1 protein-coding gene is annotated in these 288 nt (G+C 70.1%); it reads left to right on the top strand.

The genetic code is table 11. The features are described 5' to 3' along the window. Positions 1-288: vitamin B12 dependent-methionine synthase activation domain-containing protein (locus tag ADK64_RS14055; RefSeq protein WP_159046231.1), on the top strand; the 288-nt coding region annotated here is incomplete at both ends.

Below are 288 nucleotides of genomic sequence, written 5' to 3'. Positions count from 1 at the left end.
GCTGAAGCAGGTCCGCACCGGCGAGGGACCGTCGTACGAGGAACTGGTGGAGAGCGAGGGCCGGCCGCGGCTGCGCGGTCTGCTCGACCGGCTCCAGACCGAGAACCTCCTCGAGGCCGCCGTCGTCTACGGCTACTTCCCCTGTGTCTCCAAGGACGACGACCTGATCATCCTGGACGAGCAGGGCAACGAGCGCACGCGGTTCACCTTCCCGCGCCAGCGCCGGGGCCGCAGGCTCTGCCTCGCCGACTTCTTCCGCCCGGAGGAGTCCGGCGAGAGGGACGTGGT

This window comes from Streptomyces sp. MMG1121, from assembly GCF_001280015.1.
Taxonomy (GTDB): Bacteria; Actinomycetota; Actinomycetes; order Streptomycetales; family Streptomycetaceae; genus Streptomyces.
This window is presented reverse-complemented; position numbering and strand designations above follow the sequence as displayed.